The sequence below is a fragment of the Arthrobacter sp. Leaf141 genome (assembly GCF_001424565.1).
In the GTDB taxonomy this organism is placed as follows: domain Bacteria; phylum Actinomycetota; class Actinomycetes; order Actinomycetales; family Micrococcaceae; genus Arthrobacter.
This window is the reverse complement of record NZ_LMOL01000045.1, coordinates 13,629-37,000: the sequence shown is the minus strand read 5'-3', so window position 1 is coordinate 37,000 and position 23,372 is coordinate 13,629. Positions and strand designations below refer to the sequence as shown.

Here is a 23,372-nt window from a genome sequence, read left to right as displayed (position 1 = left end):
CCTGCCGACCCGGCCAGCTATCAAAGGCCGGTCCCAGCGGACCAGCTCCAGCTCCCGCAGCCGGGTCAGGACCAGGCCGGCGACGGGATCGGCGCCTGACTCCCGCGTGGCCGATCCGCCCCTAGCTGGACCCGAGGACCAGGTTCCGCAGGTCATCCAGGGTCTGCTGCATGTGGGCGTCCATGGCCTCCCGGGCCCGCTGCGCATCCCGGGCCTGCAGGGCCTCGGCGATGTTCTGGTGGTGCCCGATGGCATGCTCCTGGATGGCAGGCACTGCTGATGTCTCCGTCCGGCGCTTTTCCAGTACCCGGTGCAGCGGCTCGAACAGCACCGAAACAAACACGTTGCCAGAGGCGTGCAGGATGATGTCGTGGAACGCCAGGTCCGCCTCCACAAAAGCGGCCACATCGTTGACGTGGTGGGCGGCCCGCATGGCGGTGATGTAGGCGAACAGCGAGTCCACCTCGGCCTCGGCGATCCGGCCCGCCGCCAATTCGCAGGCGCCCGTTTCCAGCATCCGCCGCAGTTCAATGAGCTGGATGGAGGACTCGGCCTCGTCCCTGCCCTCGGAGGCGGCCCGCAGCACCGCTTCCAGCGACGCCCACCGGTTCAGCGGATTAACAAACGTCCCCCGGCCGCGCTCCACGCTGAGGATGCGCTGCGCCTCAAGGGTCTTCATGGCTTCGCGGACGGTCATCCGGCTGACATCGTGCCGGGCGCTGAGCTCCAGCTCGCCGGGGACGGTGGATCCCGGTGGGAATTCGCCGCCGATGATACGGTCCAGCAACTCGTCCGCCACTACGCCAACCAGTGACTTCCTGGCCATGCTGCCCCCGATCGCTGCCGTGGGCGTACGCCCCGCGGTATGTCAGACAAGTCTACTTGCGCGTTTTTATGTCCTGTGCCACACTAACATTCAAATGTTAGATGTCAGACATCTTACAGGTCGATAAAACGGGATCCGCCGTGCCGGATCACTACACAACGGAGTGCATTGTGACGCTTGAAGTTGACGTTCTGGCTGCCTACCCGCCGGAACTCGAGATCCCCGCCGCGCTGGTGGCCAGGACCGTGGCCGAGTCGAATGCCGGGGCGCCCCGGATGCTTGTAGTGCTCGACGACGATCCCACCGGAACGCAGTCCGTGGCAGATTTGCCCGTGCTCACCCGCTGGGAAGTGTCGGACTTCGCCTGGGCTTTCGGGCAGGCCAAACCGGCCGTCTACGTCCTCACCAACACCCGCAGCCTTGACCCGGCCGAGGCCGCTGCACGCAACGAGGAAGTGGTCCGCAACGCCCTCACCGCCGCGGGTGCCTCCGATCCGCAGTCCGGGCCGGCCCTGCAGCTTGGGTTCGTCAGCCGCAGCGACTCCACCCTCCGAGGGCATTACCCGCTGGAGCCTGACGTCATCGCCGCCACCGTGGCCAACGTCAGCGGGAAATCGACGGACGGCGTGGTCCTGGTTCCCGCCTTTCCCGACGCCGGCCGCATCACCATTGGCGGCGTCCACTACATGCGCGGCACGGGCGAGGCCGCAGGTACGCTCATTCCCGTCTCCGATACCGAGTTCGCCAGGGATGCCAGCTTTGGCTTCAGCACGTCGGTGCTGAAGGACTACGTGGCGGAGAAGTCGCAGGGCCGGTTCCCCGCCGGCTCGGTCATTGTCCTGGACCTGCACACCATCCGCGCCGGCGCAGCAGCCAACGACCCCGCAGTCTCAGCAGCGGCCATCGCCGACGCACTCGACGCCGCCAATGATTCCACCCCCATCGTGGCGGACATCGTCACCGAGAACGACCTCCGTGCCCTGGCCCTTGGCCTCGACGCAGCCGAACGCCGCGGCAAAAAACTCCTGTACCGGGTGGGCCCGCCGTTCGGCAGGGCCCGGATCGGCCAGGAGATCCGCGCGGAACTCAGCGGCGGGGAAGCCTTTGCCGGCCAAAACCCTTCCGGGGCCGGCGGCCTGATCGTGGTGGGCTCGCACGTGGGCGTCACCACCCGGCAGCTCAAAGCCCTCACGGAGCAGCACAGTTCTGCCCGCATCGTGGAAATCGACGTCGAGAAGCTCCTGGGCGGGGACGCCGCCGCACACCTCGACAGCACGGTGGAGACTGTCGTCGAAGCCCTCCACACCGGCGACGTCATTGTCCACACCAGCCGCCTGCTGATCAGGACGGACGACCCCGCCGAAAGCCTGCGGATCGCCCGCACCGTTTCCGCCGCCGTCGTGGCCGTGGTCAACCGCACCCTGAAGACGTTCCCGCCCCGCTTTGTGATCGCCAAGGGCGGCATCACCTCCTCGGACGTCGCAGCCCACGGCCTTGAGATCCGCCACGCGATCGTCCGCGGCCCCATGCTGCCGGGCATCGTCTCCCTCTGGGAACCGGTGGACGGCCCCGCCAAGGGCATCCCGTACATCGTCTTCGCCGGCAACGTGGGCGACGACGAGTCCCTCGCCCAGGTCACCCGCAAACTCAGCACCACCTTCTAATACCCACAGGCTCCTAACCCCGTCCCGCAAAATTCACCGGAGAACACCATGACCAGCAATTACACCGTCACCGTCCTTGGCCTTGGCGCCATGGGCCTGCCCATGGCCACCCGCCTCGCGTCCAAGCTCACGGTCCACGGCTTCGACATCGCCGAACCCCGCCTGGAGCTGGCCGCTGAAGCCGGCATCGCCACCTTCAGCACCGCCCGCGAAGCCGCCAAGGGGGCGGACGCCGTCCTCCTGGCCGTCCGCAACGGCGAACAGCTCAACGACGTCCTCTTCGGCGAAAACGGCGTGGCCTCGGTCCTGGAACCGGGCGCCGTCGTCATCCTCGGCAGCACCGTGGGCACCGAAGCCATCCCGGCCACCGTGGCCAAACTGGCCGAATACGGTGTGGAGCTTGTGGATGCCCCCTTGTCCGGCGGGCCCAAGCGCGCCGGCGAAGGCGACCTGCTGATCGTTGTTGGTGCGTCCCCCGAAGCCCGCACCAAGGCAGCCCCGGCCCTGGAACTGCTGGCCTCCACCCTGACCGTGGTGGGCGACAAGCCCGGCGACGGCCAGGCCCTGAAGACCGTTAACCAGCTCCTCTGCGGCGTCCACATCGCCGCCGCGGCTGAGGCCATGGCCCTCGCGGATGCCCTGGGCCTGGACCAGGCCAAGACCCTCGCCGCCCTCGAAGCGGGTGCAGCCGGCTCCTTTATGCTCTCCAACCGCGGCCCGCGCATCCTTCAGGCCTACTCCGAGGACGGCGCCGAGGTCCTGTCCCGCCTGGACATCTTCGTCAAGGACATGGGCATCGTGGGCAAAGCCACCCGGGCCGCCGGCCTCGCAGCGCCGGTGGCTGCCGCCGCGGAACAGCTTTACCTGCTGGGCCAGGCCCAGGGCCTCGCCGCCGCCGACGATTCCGCCGTCATCAAGGTCGTCGCGCCCACCAAGCGCAACAACTAAGCGCAACCCCCACAACGTACGACGACGGCGGTCCCCCCTCCGCCGTCGTCGTACCCCCACCAGAAATTCCCAAGCGCCTGATCGCCCGTCTTCTGGAAGACTGGCACGTCAAAGGAGACACCCCTCATGAACCATCCGATACTGCCGCTGCTGGTGCGGGCGGCTGATGCGCCCGCCATCAAACCCGCCGTTGAGCTCGGCACCCCGCTGCTGCTGACCATCGCCGCGCTCGGCATCGCCGTCCTGCTGGTAATGATCATCCGCTTCAAGATCCAGGCGTTTGTGGCCCTGCTGACCGTCAGCATCATGGTGGCCGTCGCCGCCCAGATCCCGCTCAAGGACGTCTTCACCGTGGTGGCCAACGGTGTGGGCAGCACCATGGGCAAGGTGGCGCTGCTTATCGCCCTGGGCGCCGTGCTGGGCCGCATGATCGAGGTATCCGGCGGCGTCCAATCGCTCGCGACGCACTTCACCAACAAGCTGGGCGCCAAGCGCGTGGCTGTGGCCCTCACCGCTGTTGGCTTCCTGGTCGCCATCCCGGTGTTCTTCGAAGTGGGCGTCATCGTCCTGGTCCCCATCGTGTATGCCTTCGCCAAAATCGCCAAGGTGCACCCGGTCAAGTTCGGCCTGCCCATGGCCGGGATCATGCTGTCCATCCACGTGGCGGTCCCTCCGCATCCGGGCATTGTTGCCGGTGCCGGCGTGTTTGGCGCGGACATTGGGCTTATCACCCTCATCTCCTTGATTATCTGCATTCCGCTGGGCTTCCTGTCCTACTGGGTGGCCAGCATCATGAACCGCAAGGACTACGAACTCCTGCCCTCGGTCAAGGCGCAGGTTGAGGAATTCGGTTCGGATGCCCTGGTGAAGGTGGGCCATGACGGCCCCGGCGCCGCCACGCAGGCCCCGCCCCGGCCCGGTCTGATCATCTTCCTTATTGCCGCCCCCATCGTGCAGATCCTGCTCGGCACCGTTGGCACCCTCACCATCCCCAAAGACAATTCCTGGTATGGCCTGGCCGCGTTCGTCGGCAACCCGTTTTTCGCCCTGCTGGTGGCCGTGGCGCTGTCGTTCTTCCTGCTCGCCGTGCGCCGCAACTGGTCGCTCAAGGAAACCGGTGAAATCTTCGAAGGTGCCCTGCCGCCCATCGCTTCCATCCTCATGGTGGTTGCTGCCGGTGGCGTGTTCGGCGAGGTACTCAGGACCTCCGGCATCGGCGCGGCGCTCTCCCAGACCCTGGACCACCTGGGCCTGCCCGTCATCGCCCTCGGCTTTGTCATCTCCCTTGCCCTGCGCGCAGCCCAAGGCTCCGCGACCGTCGCGATTGTCACCACCACCGGGCTGCTCACCTCCGCGGTGATGGAGGGCGGCTACACGCCTGCGCAGATCGCCGTCATCGTTATCGCCATTGGCTTCGGCTCACTTGGCCTGTCCCACGTCACGGACGCCGGTTTCTGGACAGTGGTCCGGTACTACGGCCTCACCGTCTCCGACGGGCTCCGCACCTGGACCGTCCTCACCACCGTCCTGGGCCTTGCCGGCTTCGCGCTGACCTTTGTTGCCTGGATCCTGGTGGGAGGCCTGGGCGTCTGATGCGTACCCAACTCGACCACCTGGTCACCTCTGCCCTGCAGCAAGGCTCGGCAGTGCCGGCCTTCACCTGCTACGACTTCACCACAGCCCTTGCCGTGGTGGGTGCCGCGGAGGAATCCGGCCGCGGCGTCATCCTGCTGGTGGCCCCCAGGACCGCCGCCACCCGCAACGGGCTGCGCCTTATCGCAGCACTCCGTGGCCTGGCGGATGCCGCCACCGTCCCGGTTGCCGTGCAGCTTGACCACGCAACGGACCTTGCCGTGATGGCCGGCGCCGTGGCTGCGGGGGCGGATTCCGTCCTCGCTGACGGCTCCTCCCTGCCCTTTGAGGAAAACATCGCTTTGGTGCTGGCAGCCCGGGCCCTCCTGGGCCCGGATGTGGTCCTGGAGGCGGAGTTGGGTGGCCTGGCCGGAGACGAGGACCGCGCATTCGGCGATGACGCTGCCGGAGTGGATATCGCAGGCCTGACCGATTCGGCCCAGGTTGAGGAATTTGTGTCCCGCACCGGCGCCGGATTGCTGGCTGTGGCCGTGGGCAACGTGCACGGCAAATACAAGGGCGAACCCCGGCTGCGGTGGGACGTGCTGCAGGACATCGCCGTACGGACCCACATTCCCCTGGTGCTCCATGGGGCCTCCGGCATTCCCGCTTCGGAACTGGTGAAAGCCGCCGCCATGAACGTGGGGAAGGTGAACTTCAACACCGAGCTCCGCACTGGAGTGCTGGCCACCCTGCAGGAGCAGCTGCCCGCTCACCGGGCCGACGGCGAAAACCTGCAGGCCCTGCTGGGCCGCTGGGACCGGACGGCGTCAGATTTCGCCACCGGCACGTTGGAGACACTGAGCAGGTAGGGACACCACCGTTGGTGCAGGGAGGCTAGGATCAAGCCATGATCCTGGCCTCCCTTGTCTTCGTTTTCCTGGCAGCAGCCCTGCACGTTTATATCTTCACGCTGGAGTCGGTGAACTGGACCAAACCCGCCACGTGGAAGCGCTTCAACATCGCCTCCCAGCAGGACGCCGAAACCACCAAGTCGCTCGCCTACAACCAGGGTTTCTACAACCTGTTCCTGGCGATCGGCGCCTTCATCGGGCTTGCCCTGGTGGCCTTCGGTGGCGACGGCTCGGCGCAGGACGTGGCCGGCTGGACCCTGGTCTTCGCTTGCTGCGGCTCCATGCTGCTCGCCGCCCTGGTCCTGGCACTGAGCGGCAAAAAGAACCTCCGGCCTGCGGTGACGCAGGGGATCACCCCGCTGATCGCCGTCGTGCTTGGCCTGATTGCCGTCACGTCCTAGCGTTGCCCGCCGTTCCGCCGCGCCGGTGAGCATTGCCAGCGGGGCCAAGTAGTGCCACTGTCGAACCATGACCGAGAACACCATGTCCACGGAAGACACCTTTGCGCCGGACGTAGCGCTGGCCCGCAATGACGCGGACCACCGCTACGAACTGCATGTGGGAGGAACCCTCGCCGTCCAGTCGTTCTTCGAGGACCAGCCCGGACACGTTGACTTCATCCGCACCGAAACCTCGGCAGGGTTCGAAGGCCAGGGCCTGGGCAAGGTCCTGGCGCATTTTGCGCTGGACGATGTTGTGGCCACCGGAAAGCGGATCATTCCGCATTGCCCGTTTATTGCCGGTTACCTGCGCAAGCACGAGGGCTACGGCCAGTTTGTGGACTGGCCGGAAAGCTGACCCTACGGCGGGTCAGGGCAGTTCGTCGGCCGGACCGTCGATGGTGAACCCGCAGGCGCAACGGTACGTGACCGCCCTTTCTGCCATGGCGGCGCTGTCAGCGGGGCCGCCCTGCTCCTGCAATGCCAAACGGTCCGCCGGCATCCCACGTTGAGCCGGCCCGTCCCCGACCTGCATCGGAGCGGCAATATCAACGTGCACTGGTTCGCGGATGGGGGAGGAGCCCGGGTCCACCCGCTGCATGGGTGTCCTGCAATGCATCCGGGTGCTGAGTGTGGCCATCAGCTCCACGTCCACCGGTCCGGCCGGTACCTCCGGACTGCCCGGAGGGTCGGGGAGTGGTGCCGCCAGAAGGGGCTCTACGGTGCTGGGCATGGTATTTTTCCTTGGGCTTCTTCACGGGCCTGCCGGCGTTGGCAGGGCCCGCCGCGAACTGCTTGCGGAGCTTTGCGCTTCCAACAAGCCAAGCATGCTTAGTACCTGCGGCCAAATTGCGGCCGCCACTAGGTCCTTCTTCGCCCGCTGCGGGGCGCGGGAAAGAGGGTCGTTGCCGTTGCGCCGGGTTCAGCCCCGGCGCCGCTGCCATTGGAAGGCATGCCAGAACAACAGCACCATGGCCGTCGCCAGCCCCGAGACGATGAGCTGCGGACTGAAAGACATCAATAGGTAGGCCAGGGGCGGGCCGTTGGTGGATCCGAAGGACATGACGGTTGTGCCGGCTCCGCCGAACAGGACAGCCAGGCCGCCCACCACCAGGGCTGCGGCCAGCAGCCAGAGCACAACAATGAACGGGTTCACGCTGAAGCCGGGCGATTTTTCGCCCGGCTCCGGCGGTTCACCGGCGCCCCCATCCGGAATCCGGTTTCCGTGCTGGTCCACTTCGCGGAAGGTCACCGCGCCCATTGGCTGTTCCATTGTTCCCCCTGGTTCCCAGGCTCCGTTCGGGCGCCCGGTCCATCCACCCTAGGCCGCGCAGGGCCGTTGGCGTCAAGGGCGTCGTTGCGGCACCATTCCGGAATCGTCCCGGCACTGCCCCGAATCATCCCGGCGCCATCGTTGGCACCTGGCGGGCCGCATATTCTGCCGGACGGTTCCACGGACTGCCAGTCAATGACGCCCCGCAGGCCGTTGAATCGTTCAATTCCGGGCGCCCGGGATAAATACATCACAGAAGTTTGATTAAAAGGGTTACCTAAGTAAGGCTTGCCTATGCAATTCGACGTACAACGCTGACCGAAGGAATACCAGTGCCGCTGATGCCCCGCCTTGACGAGTTACCCGTGGACCAACCGCGACCGCTTCAGGAGCTGCCGGGCCAGGATTTCGGCTCCCGCGTGGAGCTGGCACTTGGCGCCTCCAACCATCTGCTGAACGCCAGGAATTCCCCCCGCTACGTGGCGCAGGTGCTGCAGGGCGTGACCGCAGTTGCCACCAAACTGGAGCGGAGCACCCAGCCGTTCACCGGCGTCGGACCTGCGGAGCTGCAGGCCCGGGTGGCCGCCGTGGACCTGGAAACGCCGCTGCCGGATACCGCGGAGGCGCTGGCGGAACTCGAAGGGGTATACCTCCGGGACGCCGTCTACTTCCACGACACCAAATACGCCGCGCACCTGAACTGCCCCGTGGTCATCCCGGCGCTGGTGGGCGAAGCCATCCTGTCCGCCGTCAACTCCTCCCTGGACACGTGGGACCAGAGCGCCGGCGCCACCATGATCGAGCGGCGCCTCATCGACTGGGCCGCGGACCGGCTGCACCTCGGCGCCGACGCTGATGGCATCTTCACCTCCGGCGGCAGCCAGTCCAACCTGCAGGCCCTCCTGATCGCCCGCAACCACGCCGTAGCCGGCCTCCGGCAGGACCCGGCCCGCAGCGGCCTCCGGCTGCCGGCGCTGCTGGACACCCTGCGCATCTTCACTTCGGAGGACAGCCATTTCAGCATCCAGAAGTCAGCGTCCATGCTGGGCCTGGGGTTCGACGCCGTGATCACCGTGCCGTGCACCCCCGACCATCGGATGGACCCGGCCGCGCTGGCCGCCGCAATGGCTGACGCCACCGACGCCGGGCTCACCCCCATGGCTGTGATCGCCACCGCAGGCACCACCGACTTCGGCTCCGTGGACCCGCTGGCCGAGCTCGCCGCACTGGCCCGCGCCTACGGCGCCTGGCTCCACGTTGACGCTGCCTACGGCGGCGGCCTGATGGTCTCCGGCCGCTACCGGCACCTCCTTGACGGCACCCGGCTGGCGGATTCCGTCACCGTGGACTTCCACAAAACCTTCTTCCAGCCGGTCAGCTCCAGCGCCCTGCTGGTCCGCGAGCGCGCCATGCTGCGCCACATCACCTACTACGCCGACTACCTCAACCCGGAAAGCGCCGCCCTGGCCGACATCCCCAACCAGGTGGACAAAAGCATCCAGACCACCCGGCGCTTCGATGCCCTCAAGCTCTGGCTCACCCTGCGCATCATGGGCGCGGACGCCATCGGCGCACTGTTCGACGAGGCGATCGACCTGACCTCCCGGGTGGGGGCGCTCCTTGATGCTGATGACGGGTTTGAGCTCGCCGCCCAGCCCCAGTTGAGCACCCTGGTATTCCGGTACCGGCCCCTGCTCGCTGACGGCAGCCGGCTTTCCGAGGACGCCGCTGACGTGCTGAACCCCGCCATCCGCGCCGCCGTCTTCGCCTCCGGCCAGGCCGTGGTGGCCGGCACCAAGGTTGCCGGGCGCCACTACCTGAAGTTCACCCTCCTCAACGCTGAGGCAACCCTGGAGGATATCGCCGGGATCGTGGACCTGCTGCGCCGGACCGGCGCGGACCTGCTGCAGGACGGGGTGGCAGCATGAGCCGCATCCACGACTTCGCAGCCATCGGCGTGGGGCCCTTCAACCTGGGCCTCGCCGCCCTGGCCGAACCGATCGAGGAGCTGGCCGGGGTTTTCCTGGAGCAGCGCGAATCCTTCGACTGGCACCCTGGCATGATGCTGGAACCGGCCCACCTCCAGGTCCCGTTTATGGCCGACCTCGTCACCCTGGCAGACCCCACCTCCCCGTACTCCTTCCTGAACTTCCTGAAGCAGACGGGCAGGCTGTACCGCTTCTACATCCGGGAAAACTTCTACCCCCTGCGCGCAGAGTACAACCAGTACTGCCAATGGGTGGCCGGCCAGCTGCCGTCCGTCCGCTTTGGCACCACGGTCCGGGACATCACGCACGACGGCGGGGTGTACCGGCTCACCGTGTCCGGCCCGGCCGGGCCGGAGGTACTGCTGGCCCGGCGGCTGGTGCTGGGCACCGGAACCTCGCCGTACGTCCCCGCGTCCGGCCGCGACATCCTGGCCCGCTCCGGAGCGGGAACCGGGGGACTGGCCATCCACAACGCCGACTACCTGGCCCGGAAGGACGAACTGCAGCAGCAGCGCAGCATCACCATCCTGGGCAGCGGCCAAAGCGCCGCGGAGATCTACTACGAGCTCCTGCAGGAATCCGGAACCCACGGCTACCAGCTGAACTGGGTCACCCGGTCCGGCCGGTTCTTCCCGCTGGAATACACCAAGCTGACCCTCGAAATGACCTCCCCCGAATACGTGGACTACTTCCACGCACTTCCGCAGGAGCAGCGGGACCACCTGAACAAGGCGCAGAAGAACCTCTACAAGGGCATCAACTCGGACCTGATCGACGCCATCTATGACCTCCTCTACACCCGCAGCATCTCCGGGCTGGTGGACACGCAGCTGCTGACCCACTCCACGCTCACCGCCGCCGAGTGGGACCCGGCTGCGGGCACCCACACGCTGCACCTCGAGCATGGCGAGCAGGGCAGCTCCTACACGCTGGACAGCGAAGCCGTGGTCCTGGCCACCGGGTACGGATACCACGAACCGGAATTCCTGGCCGGTGTGCAGGACCGGATCGCCCGGGACAGCGCCGGGAGGTTCGCCGTGGACCGGAACTACAGCACCGGCGTCGAACCCGGCGAGATATTTGTCCAGAATGCCGAACTCCACACCCACGGATTCGTTACCCCGGATCTGGGCATGGGCGCCTACCGCAACTCCTGCATCCTGCGCGCGATCACCGGCCGCGAGGTCTACCCGGTGGAACGCAGCATCGCTTTCCAGCAGTTCGGTGCCCCGGCAGGCGTCGCGGCGGAGGTGCCCGCATGAGGTTCACCTTCCGCTGCCTCGACGCCACCGCCGACGCACCGCTCCTCCACAGCTGGGTGACCAAACCTTACGCCTCCTTCTGGGGCATGCTTTCCGCCAGCGTCGAGGACGTGGTGCAGGAATACCGGACCATCCAGGCCAGCGGCCACCACCACGCGCTGCTGGGGCTCGACGGCGGCGTCCCCGCCTTCCTGATGGAGGAATATCTTCCCGGCTCCTCACCCCTGGCCGCGGTCTATGCCGAGGAGCCCGGCGACGTGGGGATGCACCTGCTGGTGGCGCCGCCGTCGTCCGGCCCGGAAGCCGGGTACACCACTGCCGTGATGGACGCCGTCCTGGACCGGATCTTCGCCCGCCCGGACGTGGAACGCGTGGTGGTTGAACCTGACGCGCGCAACACCCGGATCCACGCCCTCAACGAACGGCTCGGGTTCCAACCCGCCGGCCTCGTCACCCTGCCGGACAAGGAAGCGCTGCTCAGCTTCTGCATCCGCGCCGACTACCTCACCGCCCGCGCCGCACTGAACCTTCCCACCCCCATCCCTCAGGGAGCCGCACTGTGACCATCCACCTCGATCCTGCACCCACCGCCGGATACCGGGCCGCCGAAGCCCCGCACCTGGCCGCCGACCGCTGGGACATCGCCAACCGGCACCTGCTCCGGAAGGCGCTCGCCGAGTTCTCCCACGAACGCATCCTCTCGCCGGAACCCCTCGACGGCGGCTACCGGGTGGTGAGCGACGACGGCAGCTCCGAATACCGCTTCACCGCCCGGCTGCTGGAACTGGACCACTGGTCCATCGATCCGGGCTCCATCCGCGGCTTCCGGGACGGCAGGGAAGCGCCGCTGGACGTCCTGGACTTCATCACCGCGTTCCACGGCACGCTGGGGATCAACACCGCCATGCTGCCCGTGTACCTCGAGGAAGTCAGCAGCACGCTGGCCAGCCACGCGTACAAGCAGTGGGCCGGGCAACCGGCCGCCGCCGAACTCGCAGCAGGTGTGACCGGCGGGCTGGATGCTGCCGCGGACTTCCAGGCCATTGAACGCAGCATGACCGAGGGGCACCCCTGTTTTGTGGCGAACAACGGCCGGCTGGGCTTCGGGATCGGGGACTACCTGGCGTTCGCACCGGAAACCGGCGCCCCGGTCCAGCTGGTGTGGGTCGCGGCCGCGCGCAGCCACGCTGTCTTCACGGCCAGCCAGGGCCTGGACTACCGAGCCCACCTGGATGCTGAACTGGGCGGCCTGGTGGGGGACTTCAACGCGGAACTCCGGCTCCAGGGCCTGGACCCCGACCTGTACTTCTTCCTGCCGGTGCACCCCTGGCAGTGGGAGAACAAGCTGACCGTCACGTTTGCGGCGGAAATCGCCAGGCAACGGATCGTCTACCTGGGCACCGGCACCGAGAAGTACCAGGCGCAGCAGTCCATCCGGACGTTCTTCAACACCGACCAGCCGGCGAAGTCCTACGTCAAGACGGCCATGTCCGTCCTGAACATGGGCTTTATGCGCGGTCTCTCCCCCCAGTACATGAAGGCCACCCCGGCCATCAACGACTGGCTGCGTGGACTGATTGAAGCGGACGGTGCCCTGCAGCAGCGCGGCTTCACGATGATCGGCGAGGTCGCAGCCATCGGTTACCACAACGGCTACTACGAGGCCGGCTCCGACCCTGGCTCGGCATACCGGAAGATGCTCTCCGCGCTGTGGCGGGAAAGTCCGCTGCCGCTGCTGGCGGACGGGCAGCAGTTGGCCACCATGGCCTCGCTCCTGCACGTCGACGCCGATGGCAGGCCCATGGTTTCCGCCCTGATCGAACGGTCCGGGCTGGCCGCTGCCGAGTGGGTGAGCCGCTACTTCGAGGCGTACCTGGTGCCGCTGGTCCACTGCCTCTACCGGTACGAGCTGGCGTTTATGCCGCACGGCGAGAACGTGATCCTGGTGCTGCAGGACGGGGTCCCGGTGCGGGCCGTGATGAAGGACATCGCCGAGGAGATTGTGGTGATGGGGACCCGGCTCGAGCTGCCTGCGGAGGTTTCCCGGATCCAGGTCGCCATCCCGGACAGTGAGAAGGTGCTGGCCATCTTCACCGACATCTTCGACTGCATCTTCCGGTTCCTTTCGGCCCTCCTGGATGAGGACGGGACGCTGCGCCAGGAGGACTTCTGGGCCATCGCGGCCCGGGCGATCGCCGGCTACCAGGCGGAGCACCCCGAACTGGCGGACCAGTTTGCCCGGCATGACCTGTTCGCCGCCGACTTCGAGCTGTCCTGCCTGAACCGGCTACAGCTGCGGAACAACCAGCAGATGCTGGACCTGACGGATCCCTCCGGCGGGCTGCAGATGGCGGGCCGCCTGGCCAACCCGCTGGCCCGGTTCGCCTAGCCGGGCCTGTCTCCGCGCCCGCCGTCGGATTCTGCACCATCAACCGGCTCGGCCCGCCTGCTGGCCCGTCTTTCCGGGGCCGGCCACGGGGCCCGCGGGAATGATCGTGCAGAATCCGCCGGACTAGGCTGGCCGGATGAGCCAACCAGCACGCGGAACCACTGCCCTTATCACCGGCGCCAGTTCGGGCCTGGGCGCGGAGTTCGCCCGTCAGCTCGCAGCGCAGGGCTGCAACCTGGTGCTCGTGGCGCGGAACCGTGCCCGGCTGGAAGAGGTCGCGGGCGCCCTGGCCCAGCAGTACGGGACCACCACTGAAGTACTCCCCGCAGACCTGGCGGACGACGCCGGGGTGGCCGCCGTCGTCGAACGCCTGTCGCTCCCGGACCGGCCGGTAGGCATCCTGGTGAACAACGCCGGGACCGGGCTGCTGCATGACTTCGAGGACAACGTCATCGGCGAGGAGCAGCGGAACCTGAAACTCCACGCTGAAACGGCGATGGTGCTGACCCACGCCGCTGTGCAGGGCATGCTGGCCCGTGGCGGCGGCCGGATCATCAACGTGGCCAGCATCGCCGCGTTCCTGCCGCGCGGGACCTACTCGGCGGCCAAGGCGTGGCTGCTCAGCTTTAGCCGGTGGGCCAACTTCGCTTACCGTGCCCGGGGCATCAAAGTTACGGCGGTGTGCCCCGGCCTGACCCACACCGAATTCCATCAGCGGCTGGGAATGGACCAGCCGATGGCTCCGGCCTGGGCGTGGCTGGACGCGGAAAGGGTGGTCCGGGAAGGGCTGGCGGCCAACCATCGGGGCCGGGCCGTATGCGTCCCGTCAAAGCGGTACAAAGCGGTGGCCGTGCTGGCCAAATTGGCGCCGGCCAGGCTAATGGCGGGCCCGGCGCGCAAGGCCCAGTAGCGCGGCGGGGGAGCGGGTCCCCGGCCGCCGGACCGCCACCACCACCGCGATCCCCACCAGCGCCCCCACCAGGGTTTCCACCGCCCGTTCCGCGATCAGCACGGTGGGATCCGCGGGGGCGGCGAGCTGCGTCATCAACAGGATCACCGGGGTGAACCAGACCATCGCCAGCCCGTAGTGGCGGGTCATGAACAGCTCGGTCGCAAACTGGAACACGATCACCAGCAGGGCCAGCAGCACCGCCTCGTTTCCCGGAACCAGCGCTGCAACCGACCACGGGCCGGGAAGGATCACGGCTGCGGTGACGGCAAGGCCCACAAACGTTCCCACGATCCGGTGGATGCCGCGGCGGACGCTGCTGGGCAGGTCGGCGCCGGCCAGCGGCACGGCGGCAGCCGCCATGGCCCAGTGCGGATGGCCGCTGCCGCTGATGACCCCCACGGAACCTGCGGCGCCCACCGCCAGCACGTAGCGGGCGGCGTGGATCAGGAGTTCGCGGCGTCCGGTCCGGCCCGCCGCGGAAGGTTCCGGAGACGTCCGACGGCGGCCTGCCGGGGCCAGCCGGCCGGCCTGGCCCACGGCAAGGGAAAGGGCCGCCGATCCCGAGGCGATCAGCAGCGCCACGAACCAGGGGACCGAGGCGGGGACCGAGGCGCAGGCCCCGAGGGCCAGGATTCCAAAGAAGGGTCCCGCCGGTTTGAGCCGCATCCGGTCGGCGTAGACCGATCCCGCGCCAGCCAGTGTGGCTTCCACCCCCACGAGCCACCAGGATTGCAGGTGGTTTGCGGACAGGACAACGCCCACAGCCACCCCGCCCAGGAGCATGCCGGCAGCCCGGCCCTGGTGCCGGAGGCGCAGGAGATGGGGTGAGGACCTGCCGTACATAGCGGTGAGGCCACCGAACACCGCGTAGATGATGAGGTCCGTCCGGCCCGCGGCCAGCAGGAGCAGGGACGGCAGTGCGACGCTGACGGCAACGCGGACAGCGGCGGCGCTGTCGTTGTCAGCGGGTTCCAGGCGGTGCAGCGCGCGCACCTGCTCCACCACTCGGTTCATGCCCAACCATTCCTGTCAGCCGCTGGCCTCTTGGCCCTTCGGAAACTATCACCGGCCCCGGCCCGGAGTCATTTCCGGCGGGCCCTGCACCGTCATGGAAGGCTTGCCCGGCCGGGCCTTGTGGCTGGAAGTCCGGCGGGTGGCACGGCAAGGGCCCGCCCCGCGGCTTCCTGGGAAGAGCGCGGGACGGGCCCTGTGAGCGTGGGCTGCTGCAAGTGCCCTGCGCGGCAGCCGGGAAACGGCTGCCGCGCGGTGGTGCCTACGAGGTTGACGCCTTACCGGCAGAGCTGCTGTCCAGGGGAGCAACGTCGTCGAACGGCAGGTCAGCCACCACGAAGTTGGGGTTTTCGTCCTGGGTTGCCACCAGTTCGGCGGCCTCCTCCTGAGTGTCCACACTGGGCATGGATCCGGGGAGGGGCTTGTTGGCCGACTCCTTGAGGAAGTAGATGCCGATCGCGCCGGCTGCGGACGTCAGCATCAGGTAATACGCCGGCATCATGTCGTTGCCCGTGGCCTTGATGAGGGCAGCCACGATGAACGGGGTGGTGCCGCCGAAGATTGCCACCGCAAAGTTATAGGCGATTCCCATCGAGCTGTAGCGGCTCGAGGTGGGGAACTGCGCGGGCAGCGAGGACGCCAGGTTGGCAACATAGAAGGTGACCGGGAAGGCAATCAGGGCCAGGCCCACCAGGGTTGACCACACCTCACCGATTCCGATCATCATGAACGCCGGGACGGCCAGGACGATGGTGCTTACAGCGCCTACCCAGAGGATTGGGCGGCGGCCCACTTTATCCGACAGGCGGCCTGTCAGCGGGATGCACAGGGCCATGATCACAAGGACCGGGATGGTCAGCGCGGTGCCGTGCATCTCGTCGTAGCCCTTCTCCGAGGAGAGGTAGGTGGGCATGTAGGACGTGAGGGCGTAGCCGGCGGTATTGGCGGCGGCCACCACAACCATGGCTACCAGGATGGGGCGCCAGTTGGCCTTGACCGTGGCCAGCGGGCCGTTGGCGGCGACGGGATCGTTGTTGGTGGCATCCTTGGCGGCTTCTTCCCGGGCATCCAGGGTGGCCTGGAATTGCGGGGATTCCTCGATCTTGCTGCGGAAGTAGATGGCGATCAGGCCCAGCGGCCCGGCGGCCAGGAACGGAATCCGCCATCCCCAGTCCTCCATGGCGTCCTGGCCCAGGGTGAGCTGCAGGACCGAGACCAGGGCGGCACCCATGGCAAAGCCCAGGTAGCTGCCCAAATCCAGGAAGCTGGCAAAGAAGCCGCGGCGCTTGTCTGCTGCGTATTCGCTGACGAAGGTGGTTGCGCCGGCGTACTCGCCACCGGTGGAAAAGCCCTGCACCACCTTGAGGATGACCAGCAGCACGGCGGCCCACAGGCCCACCTGTGCGTAGCCGGGAAGCAGGCCCACGGCGAAGGTGCTGGCTGCCATGATCATCAGCGTGGTGGCCAGGGTCTTCTGGCGGCCCACCTTATCGCCCAGCCAGCCGAAGATCACACCGCCGAGGGGGCGTGCGATGAAGGTGGCGGCGAAGGTGCCCAGGAGGAAAAGGTTCTGGGTGGCCGGGTCGGATTCCGGCAGGAACGTGGGTCCCATGGTGGTGATGAGGTAGCCGAACACGCCTACGTCATACCACTCCATGGTGTTACCCACGATGGTGCCGCCCATGGCTTTTTTCAGCATGGGCTGGTTGACGACGTTGACGTCGGATTCCTTCAGCCTGCGGCGTGGCAGCAGCTTGGGCTTCTTGAGAGCCTTGGCGGCTGTCGGGTCGGTTCCGCGGGCGTTTTGGGCGCCTGCTGAAGAGTCGGTCATGCTTCGGTCTTTGGGCATTTGGGTAGCTCCCGTGGAGGTCATTTGCTTGCGACTTGTAGCTGCCCCGCTCCGGGCAGACCTTAAATTTTACTGGAATTCTCTGGCATTGGCGGCGTTTGTGCCGTAGGGTCTATGGTTTTGCGCCTGGTTTTGGGGCGTATTACGGAACTTCTTTTCCCGGTTTTTCCCATATATCCACTGGGATCGGCCGCCGCTGCCGCCGCCAGTGCCGAATCTTTTTGAACAACGGTCCTTGCGGGCCGATTTTTGGGTGCCTTCGGACCCAAAAAGTGAGAGCCGTCACCAGGGTATTCGGCGCTGTGGGGCGGGCCCAGGTGGTCCGATAGGGGCGGCGTGCGGGGGTTGCTGAAATCGGGGGTTCACAGGCACTGGATGCTTGCCTAAGGTGGACCCATGGGAATTTTGTAGAGACAGTCGGCGGACGCGCAAAGATTGGCCGGGACCGGCCTGCGCCACCGCAGGACAAGCCATCGCAGCAGGCGGCGAACCGCTGCGACCTCGATTTCCGCTGGCATTCCCGGCGGCCCCCTTGGCCTTCGGGCTGAATCCTTCATTTCACTGCGGAAAGGAAGAAACAATGGCTGACGAAAATCGCACCCAGCATCTTGCCCCGGAGGTGGCCGACCACCTCACGGCCGCCATGGACGCCCCGGCGGCGCCGGGTCCGGCCGCCACGGGCACGGCAGGGATGCCCGGCCAGAATGCCTGGCCGGACGGCAACGGCAAGAAGCGGCACCCGAAGGACCGCGGCTCAGGCCACGGCCGGATGGGCCACGAAGCGGCCGTTACCGCGGTCCACCGGACCAGCCGGCCGCAGATGCCGCACTCCTCCTAGCCCGAACTGCTTCGCAGCGCTGGACCTGGCAGAAGCGGACTTTACGGCGCAGGAACGGCCCGGCCCCCCGAATCAGGGAGTTTCGGGCCGTTCCTGCGCCTGGTTCCGGGAACACTTGGTCCCCGGAACATCCGCACCACCCGCACCGCCCGCACAGCCCGGGGCACCCGCACCGCCCGGAACGCTAGTGCTCCCGGACAACCTCCGCGGGGTCTTTGTCCAGCCGCCAGCCGCGCCACACCGGATGCCGGAGCCGGCCCGGACCGGTCCACTCGCTGAACGTCACCTCGCCCACCAGCTCCGGCGCCACCCAGTGGGCATCCGCCGCATCCATTCGGGGAACCTCGTGGAATGGCGAGGTCTTCCTGCCCAGTCGTTCCACTGTTTGCCGCAGTTCGGTGAGTTCGCGGGTGCTGAAGCCGCTGCCCACCCGGCCCACATACGCCAGTTTGTCGCCGTCCGGGATGCCCACCAGCAGGGAACCGACGCTCTCCTGCCGGCCGCCTTTGCCGGGCCGCCAGCCGCCCACCACCACTTCCTGGGTCTGCTCCAGCTTCAGCTTGATCCAGGTGCGGGTCCGCTGGCCGCTCACATAGCGGCTGTCGGTCCGCTTGGCCATGATGCCCTCAAGTCCCAGCTCACGGGCGCTCGCCAGGAGGTCGGCCACCGGGTTGGCCAGCACGTCGGAAAGGTCAACGGGCGCGTCGGACGGCACAAAAAAATTCTCCAGCCGCTGCCGCCGCTGCCGCAGCGGGAGTCCGCGCAGATCCGTTCCGGCGTCCTGGAGCAGGTCAAAAAGTACCAGGCGGACGGGGATGCTGGCCCTGGCGTGGGCCACATTGGCGGCGCGGGTGAGTTTCATCCGCCCCTGCAACAGGCCGAAGTCGGGGCGTCCCGCTGGCCCCATGGCCACAATTTCCCCATCGGCCACAAAGGGCCGTGCCGGCCAGGTGCTTCGGTCCGTGAACTCGGGGTAGGTCCGGCTGACGTCGTTGCCGTTGCGGCTAAGGATGCTGACTGTTTTGTCGTCCGCCACGATGACTGCCCGGACCCCGTCCCACTTGAGTTCCAGCTGCCAATCGCTGCCCGCCAGATCGGACGGCTTTCCGGCAGTGGCCATCATGGGGCGGACGTCGCCGGGATCCCAGTCGCTGGCCCCCAATGCGCCGGTCTCCGAAGCGCCCCTCGGAGTGGGTGCATCCCCGCCCCCGGCCTCCACGTCGCTTGTTAGGGCGGGTGCAGCATCACCGCCCCGGGACCCGGCGCCCGCCACGGCTGCCCCGGAATCCTCCCCGTCGTCGCCATCCGCCGGCGCCGCGTGCCGCCGTCGGCCGCTGTAATGCTCGTCCATGAGGTGGATGAGCCACTGCCCCTCCGCCTCCTTGCCGCGCCCGCGGCCGGTGTGGATCAGCGCGAACTTGCGGGTGCCTCCCAGGCCGCCGCCGTCGGCACCGGTCAACGTGGCGATCACCTCCTTGCCGTTGATCCACTTCTCCAGCTGGTACGTTCCGTGGTCCCAGATGGTCACCTCGCCAGCGCCATATTGCCCTTTCGGAATGGTGCCCTCGAAGGTGCCATAGTCCAGCGGATGGTCCTCGGTCTGCACCGCGAGGTTGTTCCGGCCGCTGCTCTCCGGCACACCCTTGGGCAACGCCCACGACACCAGCACACCCTCATGCTCCAGCCGGAAGTCGTAGTGCAGCCTGCTCGCGTGGTGCTCCTGGATCACGAAGCTGTTGCCGCTGCCCGCGGTGCCGCTGAACGGTTCGGGCGTGGCCTGGGGATCGCGCATGCCGCGGTACGCAGCAAGCCGCGGATCGCCGTCGTTGTGGCCTTCGTGATGGCCGGCTGAGGCATTAACGACGGCGGCAAACGGGTCCTTCCCGTCGCTCACCCGCCGCATCACCGCCTGGTAGTCCAGATGCGTCAGCTTGGGCGAGCTGATCTCCCGCCAGGTGCGGGGCGCGGCGACGGTGGGGGTGCTGCGGCCGCGCAGCGAGTAGGGCACGATGGTGGTCTTCGCGGCGCTGTTCTGGCTCCAGTCCACCAGCACCTTGCCGCGGCGCAGGGTCTTTTTCATGTCGCTGACCGCCAGGTCCGGGTGGTCGGCTTCCAGGGCCCGGGCCAGTTCCTTGGCGAACGCCGAAATGCTGTCCGAGCTTTGGGTACCGTCCAGTGCCGCGTAGAGGTGGATGCCCTTGCTGCCGCTGGTCACCGGCACGGGATCCAGGCCCACATCCTGCAGGATGGCACGGGCCAGCAGCGCCACCTCGCGGCACTCTTCCAGCCCGGCACCGTCGCCGGGATCGAGGTCCAGGACCAGCCGGTCAGGCGGAAGCTGGTTGCCGTGCGAATCAACCTGCCACTGCGGCACGTGGACTTCCAGGGAGTTGATCTGGCCGAACCAGGTCAAGGTGGCCGGATCGTTGACCAAGGGATAAAAAATGGTCCTGTCCTTGTGGGTGATGGCGGCCCGGGGCAACCAGCCGGGAGCTGAATCGTCCAGGTTCTTCTGGAAAAAGACCTCGCCGGGTTCGGCAGCGGTGCCCACCCCGTGGACCCAGCGCTTCCGGGTGGCGGGCCGGTTGGCTGCGGCGGGGATGAGGACGTGCGCCACGGCCGCGTAGTAGGCCAGCACGTCTGCCTTGGTGGTTCCGGTCTCCGGATAGATGATTTTATCCAGGTTGGTCAGCGTCAGCTCGCGTCCGGCCACCCGCACGCGCTCCCTAGACCCGGCCATGGGGCTTCACCTCCGGCCCGGTCTGTTGTTCACTTGAGGGATGAGAGCCATCTGGAAAGGTGCCATCGCGTTTGGCCTGGTCAACGTGCCCGTGAAGGTCTACAGCGCCACAGAAGATCATGACATCAGTCTGCACCAGGTCCACAACGCCGACGGCGGCAGGATCCGCTACCAGCGCCGGTGCGAGGTCTGCAGCGAGGTAGTGGACTATTCCGACATCGAAAAGGCCTACGAGGACGACGGCCGGACCGTGGTCCTGTCCAAGGAGGAACTCAAGTCAATCCCCGCGGAGAACAGCCACGAGATCGAGGTGGTGCAGTTCGTCCCGTCGGAACAGCTTGAACCCATGATGTTCGAGAAGAGCTACTATCTGGAGCCGGATTCCAAATCGCCCAAGGCGTACGTCCTGCTCCGCCGGGCGCTGGAGGACACGGACCGGGTGGCGATCGTCCAGTTTGCGCTTCGGGAGAAGACCCGGTTGGGGGCGCTCCGGATCAAGGACGACGTGCTGGTCCTGCAGTCCCTCCTGTGGCCCGACGAAGTCCGTGAGGCCAGCTTCCCTGCCTTGGACGCCAGCATCAGGATTTCCTCGCAGGAGCGGGACATGTCTGCCGCCCTGGTGGAGTCCATGGCGGCCGACTTTGATCCGGCGCATTTCACCGATGACTACCAGACCCAGCTGCGCCAGCTCATCGACGCCAAACTGGAGCAGGGCGATTCCCTGGACACCGAGCAGACCTTCGGTGTGGACGCCGGCGAGGGTGGCAAGGGTGAGGTGATCGACCTGATGGAAGCCCTCAAACGCAGCCTGGACCGCAAACGCGGGGCAGCAGCGCAGGCCACCGACGAAGACGAGGAAGAAGAGGACGACGACGGGAAGCCGGCCAAGCGGGCCGCCGGAAGGACCGCCGGGCGGGCAAAGTCGACGGCGGCAAAAACCGCGGCGTCGAAGCCGGAGGGCGCAACGGCCGCGAAGGCTGCTACCAAGGCGGCCGGCAGTGCCGCGTCCGGCGGCTCCAAAACTGCTGCCGCAAAGCCTTCGCCGGCGTCGAAATCGGCTGGTTCGGCGTCTTCCGGCACCAAAGCTGCGGCCAGTAAGGCCACGGCGGCCAGCAAGCCTGCGGCTGCCCGGACGTCGGCCAAGCCCCCGGCGAAGTCCACTGCCACCAGGGCCCGCAAGCCCGCCTAGCGGCCGGCCCGCCAGCAAACCGCAGTAACTTCCCTTAGGTTGGCGCCCTTTACACCCGGAGGCCGCGGGGCCACAATGAGCAGCATCGCAGCCTCCGCTGTGGCAACAGCGTGCTGACACTTGGACCTACCCGGCAGGGAGGCGCGGCCATGAAAACTGCGGACACGGACCCGGCGGGCGGGGGCGGCGCGCCGGACTCTGCTGAGGCAGACCGGGCGCTGAAGCAGAAGCACCGGGCCATGTGGGCATCCGGCGACTATCCGGCGCTGGCCAGCGAGATGCTGCCGGAGCTGGGCGCCATCCTGGTGGAGGCCTGCGGGATCAGGGCACGCCAAAAGGTGCTCGATGTGGCAACCGGTGCCGGCAACGCCGCCATCCCGGCGGCGATGATGGGCGCAAAGGTGGTGGCGAGCGACCTCACGCCTGAACTGTTCGACGCCGGCAAACGGCAGGCCGCCGAACGGGGTGTCAGCCTTGAGTGGGTGGAGGCTGACGCCGAGGCCCTGCCGTTCCCGGACGGCGGCTTTGACACGGTGATGTCCTGCCTCGGCGTGATGTTCGCTCCGCACCACCAGGTGGCCGCCAGCGAGCTGCTCCGGGTCTGCCGTCCCGGCGGGACCCTTGGCCTCCTGAGCTGGACCCCGGAAGGCTTCGTGGGGCAGCTCTTTGCCACCATGAAACCATTCGCCCCGCCACCGCCGCCCGGCGCCCAGCCGGCGCCGCTGTGGGGCAAGGAGGACCACGTCCGCGGGTTGTTGGCCAGTGGGGTTTCGGAGCTCACCGCCCGCAAGCAGTTCCTCGCCGTCCGGAACTTCTCCGAGCCCGCCGACTTCATGCGCTATTTCAAGTCGCACTATGGGCCCACCATCGCCGTCTACAAATTCCTGGGCGGCGATGCGGAGAAGACAGCGGCGCTGGACCAGGCCCTGGTTGGACTGGCGGAATCGTTCGGGGACGCCCACGGCGATGCCCCGTTCCAGATGGAATGGGAGTACCTACTACTCACTGCGAAGAAGGCCGGGCATGTCTGACGGATTAGTGGCAACATCCAGCATCACGATCAACGCGCCGCAGGACAGGGTGTGGCAGGTCATCACGGACCCGGAAGCGGTCAGGGAGTTTATGTTCGGCACCAACCTGGTGACGGACTGGACCGTGGGCGGGCCGATTGCCTGGCGTGGCGAATGGGAAGGGAAGCCCTACGAGGACAAAGGCACGGTCCTGGCCTTCGAGCCGCCCCGGAGACTGGTCCACACCCATTTCAGCCCCCTCTCCGGCGCCCCTGATACGCCGGAAAATTACCACACCCTGACGTGGACGGTGGAGGAGGAGGCCCGATCCACCGGGCTGACCCTCGCCCAGGACAACAACCCCGATCCCACTGCCGTGGAACATGCGCAGGGGATGTGGGACTCCCTGGTGGCGGACGTCAAGAAAATCGCCGAACGCGGCTGACCCCACGCCGCGGGGGCTTAAACGGGACGGCCACCGCCGGACGTGTCCCACGCAGGGGAAGT

At 67.3% G+C, this 23,372-nt stretch carries 21 protein-coding genes; 15 read left to right on the top strand and 6 right to left on the bottom strand.

What is annotated here, in order from left to right:
- Positions 1–121: 121 nt before the first annotated feature.
- On the bottom strand, positions 122–826 hold the full coding sequence (locus ASF72_RS18795; protein ID WP_056601426.1) for a FadR/GntR family transcriptional regulator: 705 nt from the start codon (positions 824–826) through the stop codon (positions 122–124).
- Between the two features lie 170 nt (positions 827–996).
- Here ASF72_RS18795 and ASF72_RS18790 point away from each other — a divergent pair, with 170 nt between their 5' ends.
- The 6 genes from ASF72_RS18790 to ASF72_RS18765 all read left to right on the top strand — a co-directional run bounded on the left by ASF72_RS18790 (position 997) and on the right by ASF72_RS18765 (position 6,722).
- The gene (locus ASF72_RS18790) at positions 997–2,490 is read left to right on the top strand and encodes a four-carbon acid sugar kinase family protein (protein ID WP_056601423.1); all 1,494 of its coding nucleotides are present in this window, start codon (positions 997–999) and stop codon (positions 2,488–2,490) included.
- Positions 2,491–2,538: 48 nt separating this feature from the next.
- Positions 2,539–3,438, top strand: a complete 900-nt coding sequence (locus tag ASF72_RS18785) for an NAD(P)-dependent oxidoreductase (RefSeq protein ID WP_056601420.1) — start codon at positions 2,539–2,541, stop codon at positions 3,436–3,438.
- A gap of 126 nt (positions 3,439–3,564) precedes the next feature.
- Positions 3,565–5,031, top strand: coding sequence for a GntP family transporter (locus tag ASF72_RS18780; protein WP_056601417.1), 1,467 nt, complete (start codon positions 3,565–3,567; stop codon positions 5,029–5,031).
- Positions 5,031–5,882 carry a class II fructose-bisphosphate aldolase gene (locus ASF72_RS18775; RefSeq protein WP_050685545.1) on the top strand — a complete coding sequence of 284 codons (852 nt, stop codon included), beginning with the start codon at positions 5,031–5,033 and terminating at the stop codon, positions 5,880–5,882. The genes ASF72_RS18780 and ASF72_RS18775 overlap by 1 nt, the downstream gene beginning before the upstream one ends.
- Before the next feature lie 38 nt (positions 5,883–5,920).
- Positions 5,921–6,325 carry a DUF1304 domain-containing protein gene (locus ASF72_RS18770; protein WP_056601414.1) on the top strand — a complete coding sequence of 135 codons (405 nt, stop codon included), beginning with the start codon at positions 5,921–5,923 and terminating at the stop codon, positions 6,323–6,325.
- 67 nt (positions 6,326–6,392) lie between these two features.
- Entirely contained in the window at positions 6,393–6,722 is a 330-nt protein-coding gene (locus tag ASF72_RS18765; protein ID WP_050685547.1) for a GNAT family N-acetyltransferase, read from the top strand.
- Between the two features lie 12 nt (positions 6,723–6,734).
- On the opposite strand, the gene ASF72_RS18760 is transcribed toward ASF72_RS18765, so the two are convergent.
- Positions 6,735–7,097, bottom strand: a complete 363-nt coding sequence (locus ASF72_RS18760; protein WP_056601409.1) for a hypothetical protein — start codon at positions 7,095–7,097, stop codon at positions 6,735–6,737.
- Positions 7,098–7,286: 189 nt separating this feature from the next.
- Positions 7,287–7,637 carry a hypothetical protein gene (locus ASF72_RS18755; RefSeq protein WP_157371082.1) on the bottom strand — a complete coding sequence of 117 codons (351 nt, stop codon included), beginning with the start codon at positions 7,635–7,637 and terminating at the stop codon, positions 7,287–7,289.
- 341 nt (positions 7,638–7,978) lie between these two features.
- Between ASF72_RS18755 and ASF72_RS18750 the strand changes: the two genes are divergently transcribed.
- The 5 genes from ASF72_RS18750 (at position 7,979) to ASF72_RS18730 (ending at position 14,186) form a co-directional block, all read left to right on the top strand.
- Entirely contained in the window at positions 7,979–9,565 is a 1,587-nt protein-coding gene (locus tag ASF72_RS18750; protein WP_056601760.1) for a pyridoxal phosphate-dependent decarboxylase family protein, read from the top strand.
- The gene (locus ASF72_RS18745) at positions 9,562–10,887 is read left to right on the top strand and encodes a lysine N(6)-hydroxylase/L-ornithine N(5)-oxygenase family protein (protein WP_056601403.1); all 1,326 of its coding nucleotides are present in this window, start codon (positions 9,562–9,564) and stop codon (positions 10,885–10,887) included. Before ASF72_RS18750 ends, ASF72_RS18745 begins: the two co-directional genes overlap by 4 nt.
- Positions 10,884–11,450, top strand: a complete 567-nt coding sequence (locus ASF72_RS18740; RefSeq protein WP_056601399.1) for a GNAT family N-acetyltransferase — start codon at positions 10,884–10,886, stop codon at positions 11,448–11,450. The genes ASF72_RS18745 and ASF72_RS18740 overlap by 4 nt, the downstream gene beginning before the upstream one ends.
- Positions 11,447–13,276 (top strand): IucA/IucC family protein, encoded by a 1,830-nt coding sequence (locus ASF72_RS18735; protein WP_082484569.1) that lies wholly within the window; start codon positions 11,447–11,449, stop codon positions 13,274–13,276. The genes ASF72_RS18740 and ASF72_RS18735 overlap by 4 nt, the downstream gene beginning before the upstream one ends.
- Positions 13,277–13,412: 136 nt before the next feature.
- Entirely contained in the window at positions 13,413–14,186 is a 774-nt protein-coding gene (locus ASF72_RS18730; RefSeq protein WP_056601396.1) for an SDR family NAD(P)-dependent oxidoreductase, read from the top strand.
- Here the strand turns inward: ASF72_RS18730 and ASF72_RS18725 are convergent.
- Both ASF72_RS18725 and ASF72_RS18720 read right to left on the bottom strand, forming a co-directional pair.
- The gene (locus tag ASF72_RS18725) at positions 14,154–15,242 is read right to left on the bottom strand and encodes an FUSC family protein (protein WP_056601393.1); all 1,089 of its coding nucleotides are present in this window, start codon (positions 15,240–15,242) and stop codon (positions 14,154–14,156) included. The genes ASF72_RS18730 and ASF72_RS18725 overlap by 33 nt on opposite strands.
- A 259-nt stretch (positions 15,243–15,501) precedes the next feature.
- Positions 15,502–17,088 carry an MFS transporter gene (locus tag ASF72_RS18720; RefSeq protein ID WP_056601391.1) on the bottom strand — a complete coding sequence of 529 codons (1,587 nt, stop codon included), beginning with the start codon at positions 17,086–17,088 and terminating at the stop codon, positions 15,502–15,504.
- Positions 17,089–17,668: 580 nt separating this feature from the next.
- Here ASF72_RS18720 and ASF72_RS18715 point away from each other — a divergent pair.
- A complete protein-coding gene (locus tag ASF72_RS18715) occupies positions 17,669–17,926 on the top strand; it encodes a hypothetical protein (RefSeq protein ID WP_056601388.1) in 258 nt (85 codons plus the stop codon).
- Between the two features lie 184 nt (positions 17,927–18,110).
- Here the strand turns inward: ASF72_RS18715 and ASF72_RS18710 are convergent, their stop codons facing one another.
- Positions 18,111–20,666: an ATP-dependent DNA ligase gene (locus ASF72_RS18710; protein ID WP_056601386.1), complete on the bottom strand. Its 2,556-nt coding sequence runs from the start codon at positions 20,664–20,666 to the stop codon at positions 18,111–18,113.
- A 40-nt stretch (positions 20,667–20,706) separates the two neighbouring features.
- Between ASF72_RS18710 and ku the strand changes: the two genes are divergently transcribed.
- The 3 genes from ku to ASF72_RS18695 all read left to right on the top strand — a co-directional run bounded on the left by ku (position 20,707) and on the right by ASF72_RS18695 (position 23,310).
- Positions 20,707–21,855, top strand: a complete 1,149-nt coding sequence (gene ku, locus ASF72_RS18705) for a non-homologous end joining protein Ku (RefSeq protein WP_056601383.1) — start codon at positions 20,707–20,709, stop codon at positions 21,853–21,855.
- A 149-nt stretch (positions 21,856–22,004) separates the two neighbouring features.
- A complete protein-coding gene (locus ASF72_RS18700; RefSeq protein WP_056601380.1) occupies positions 22,005–22,886 on the top strand; it encodes a class I SAM-dependent methyltransferase in 882 nt (293 codons plus the stop codon).
- On the top strand, positions 22,879–23,310 hold the full coding sequence (locus ASF72_RS18695) for an SRPBCC domain-containing protein (protein WP_056601379.1): 432 nt from the start codon (positions 22,879–22,881) through the stop codon (positions 23,308–23,310). Before ASF72_RS18700 ends, ASF72_RS18695 begins: the two co-directional genes overlap by 8 nt.
- The last annotated feature ends 62 nt before the right edge of the window (positions 23,311–23,372 follow it).

Excerpts from the sequence above, each read along its gene's own strand:
- ASF72_RS18695 (WP_056601379.1), top strand. The coding sequence starts at position 22,879 with ATGTCTGACGGATTAGTGGCAACATCCAGCATCACGATCAACGCGCCG.
- ASF72_RS18720 (WP_056601391.1), bottom strand. The coding sequence starts at position 17,088 with ATGCCCAAAGACCGAAGCATGACCGACTCTTCAGCAGGCGCCCAAAAC.
- ASF72_RS18750 (WP_056601760.1), top strand. The coding sequence starts at position 7,979 with ATGCCCCGCCTTGACGAGTTACCCGTGGACCAACCGCGACCGCTTCAG.
- ASF72_RS18785 (WP_056601420.1), top strand. The coding sequence starts at position 2,539 with ATGACCAGCAATTACACCGTCACCGTCCTTGGCCTTGGCGCCATGGGC.
- ASF72_RS18740 (WP_056601399.1), top strand. The coding sequence starts at position 10,884 with ATGAGGTTCACCTTCCGCTGCCTCGACGCCACCGCCGACGCACCGCTC.
- ASF72_RS18700 (WP_056601380.1), top strand. The coding sequence starts at position 22,005 with ATGAAAACTGCGGACACGGACCCGGCGGGCGGGGGCGGCGCGCCGGAC.
- ASF72_RS18725 (WP_056601393.1), bottom strand. The coding sequence starts at position 15,242 with ATGAACCGAGTGGTGGAGCAGGTGCGCGCGCTGCACCGCCTGGAACCC.
- ASF72_RS18780 (WP_056601417.1), top strand. The coding sequence starts at position 3,565 with ATGAACCATCCGATACTGCCGCTGCTGGTGCGGGCGGCTGATGCGCCC.
- ku (WP_056601383.1), top strand. The coding sequence starts at position 20,707 with ATGAGAGCCATCTGGAAAGGTGCCATCGCGTTTGGCCTGGTCAACGTG.
- ASF72_RS18765 (WP_050685547.1), top strand. The coding sequence starts at position 6,393 with ATGACCGAGAACACCATGTCCACGGAAGACACCTTTGCGCCGGACGTA.
- ASF72_RS18770 (WP_056601414.1), top strand. The coding sequence starts at position 5,921 with ATGATCCTGGCCTCCCTTGTCTTCGTTTTCCTGGCAGCAGCCCTGCAC.
- ASF72_RS18745 (WP_056601403.1), top strand. The coding sequence starts at position 9,562 with ATGAGCCGCATCCACGACTTCGCAGCCATCGGCGTGGGGCCCTTCAAC.
- ASF72_RS18775 (WP_050685545.1), top strand. The coding sequence starts at position 5,031 with ATGCGTACCCAACTCGACCACCTGGTCACCTCTGCCCTGCAGCAAGGC.
- ASF72_RS18795 (WP_056601426.1), bottom strand. The coding sequence starts at position 826 with ATGGCCAGGAAGTCACTGGTTGGCGTAGTGGCGGACGAGTTGCTGGAC.
- ASF72_RS18760 (WP_056601409.1), bottom strand. The coding sequence starts at position 7,097 with ATGCCCAGCACCGTAGAGCCCCTTCTGGCGGCACCACTCCCCGACCCT.
- ASF72_RS18730 (WP_056601396.1), top strand. The coding sequence starts at position 13,413 with ATGAGCCAACCAGCACGCGGAACCACTGCCCTTATCACCGGCGCCAGT.
- ASF72_RS18755 (WP_157371082.1), bottom strand. The coding sequence starts at position 7,637 with ATGGAACAGCCAATGGGCGCGGTGACCTTCCGCGAAGTGGACCAGCAC.
- ASF72_RS18710 (WP_056601386.1), bottom strand. The coding sequence starts at position 20,666 with ATGGCCGGGTCTAGGGAGCGCGTGCGGGTGGCCGGACGCGAGCTGACG.
- ASF72_RS18715 (WP_056601388.1), top strand. The coding sequence starts at position 17,669 with ATGGCTGACGAAAATCGCACCCAGCATCTTGCCCCGGAGGTGGCCGAC.